This window comes from Arthrobacter sp. 2YAF22_2 (assembly GCF_052114645.1).
Taxonomy (GTDB): Bacteria; Actinomycetota; Actinomycetes; order Actinomycetales; family Micrococcaceae; genus Arthrobacter.
The window spans coordinates 1-1,672 of sequence record NZ_JBFRFD010000660.1 but is presented as its reverse complement, the minus strand read 5'-3'; the positions used below and the strand labels follow the sequence as shown (position 1 = coordinate 1,672).

Annotated in this window: 3 protein-coding genes; all 3 read right to left on the bottom strand. The window is 68.4% G+C overall.

Translation table 11 applies throughout. The features are described 5' to 3' along the window. Positions 1-214, bottom strand: a 214-nt coding sequence (locus AB4Y86_RS18435; protein WP_441403591.1) for a lactate/malate family dehydrogenase, incomplete at its 3' end; no start/stop codon positions are given. Positions 215-235: 21 nt separating this feature from the next. Then, positions 236-979 carry a glucose 1-dehydrogenase gene (locus AB4Y86_RS18430; RefSeq protein ID WP_441403590.1) on the bottom strand — a complete coding sequence of 248 codons (744 nt, stop codon included), beginning with the start codon at positions 977-979 and terminating at the stop codon, positions 236-238. Positions 980-1,145: 166 nt separating this feature from the next. Continuing rightward, positions 1,146-1,672: uracil-DNA glycosylase (locus AB4Y86_RS18425; protein WP_441403589.1), on the bottom strand; the 527-nt coding region annotated here is incomplete at its 5' end.

The following is a 1,672-nucleotide window of genomic DNA, read 5'->3' as shown; positions in this document are numbered from 1 at the left end:
CGCTGATGTCCCCGCCGCCGTTGACGGTCGCCGCCGCGGCGGTGAATTGGGTGCCGTGCGCCAGGTCCAGGACTTCGGCCTCGGCCTTGGTCGCGTTGACGTCGAAGAGCGCGACGTGGCTGGCCGATCCGCGGATCAGGGCGGCGTAGGCCAGCGAGGTGCCGACGCTCCCGGCGCCGATGACGGCGAGTTTGGAACCGGACTGTGCGGACATGGGCATCTCCACCGTGGGCGTTCAGCCGGCCGGGGTTGCGACGGTGCCAGCCGTTTCGCCGCCGTCGATGACGAATTCGGCGCCGGTGACAAAGGAGGATTCGTCGCCGGCCAGGTACACGGCCAGGTCCGCGATCTCCGTGGGCTGGCCGATCCGGTGCAGCGGGACGTGGCCGGTGTCGAAGCTCATGCCTTCGGTCATGGGGGTCTGGATGACGCCGGGGTGCACGGAATTGACCCGGGTCCCGTCCCGTCCCAGGTCCAGCGCGGCGCTCTTCGTCAGGCCCCGTACACCGAACTTCGAGGCGGTGTATCCGGCGAGGCCCTCATAGCCGCGAAGGCCCGCGATCGAGGAGACGTTGATGATGGAAGCGGACCCCGCCCTGGCCAGCGCGGGGGCGGCGGCCTTAATGCCGTTGAAGACGCCGGTGAGGTTCACGTCAATGATCCGCGCCCAGTGTTCGTGCGGATACTCGTCGATCCGGCCGAAATTCACGATGCCGGCGTTGTTGACCAGGATGCTGAGGCCGCCGAACGCGGTGACCGCCTCACCGACCGCGGCGTCCCAGTCAGCCGGCTTGGTCACGTCCAGGTGCACGTAACGGACGCGGTCGCCGAGTTCCGCCTGCAGCCGGGCGCCGTCGTCGTCCAGGACGTCGCCGACAACGGCCGCCGCCCCTTCGTCGAGGAAGCGCCGCGCAATGGCTGCGCCGATGCCGCGGGCACCGCCGCTGACCAGGGCGACTTTGCCGTCCAACCGTCCCATGCTGGTCCCTTCCGAGCCTCGACCGTCAGCGCTGCCGGAGTCCGCGACGGGCCGCCGTCATCCAGCGGGCCCTCCCAGCATGGCGGCGGAAGGCCGGGTTGGGCAGGGCCGTTGTGCCCAAGGGCGACGGCACCAGGCGGCCGCCGGCGGCGAAGTCGTGGGTCCCCTAGAGGTGCTGGATCCCGGCCCGCTGCATGGCGTCCTTGTAGACTGCAACGTTCTTGGCCAGGAGTTCCTCCTGCTTGGCCGGCGAGACGGCAAAGGCGCGGCCGCCGAGGGCGGTGGCCTTGTAGATCTTCACGCCGCGGTTTTTGAGCGAAGAGTGGTAGGTCTTTTCGAAGAGCGTCAGAAAGGCGTGGGCGTCGGCCCCGTGCGCGATGACCGCGGAGGTGCGCTTGTTGATCTTCATGAACTGGCGGAAGGGCCGCAGTCCGTCGGTTTTTTCCTGGACGTTCAGGGCGGAGGGCAGCTCGGGGTCACGAACCCAAGGGTAGGCGTTCCACGGCATCACGTAACGCGGGTCAAGCTCGACGGCCTCGTAGATGGAGGTGGCGCGGCGGGCGGCTTCATCGTCGTTGAAATGGGACACGAACCCCGATTCGGTGCCCTTGCCTGGGGCGATGTGGAGAGTGACGATCCGGCACTCGTCCTCATCATGGACGGGGTCGATGTAGGGGACCACGGACCCTGGCT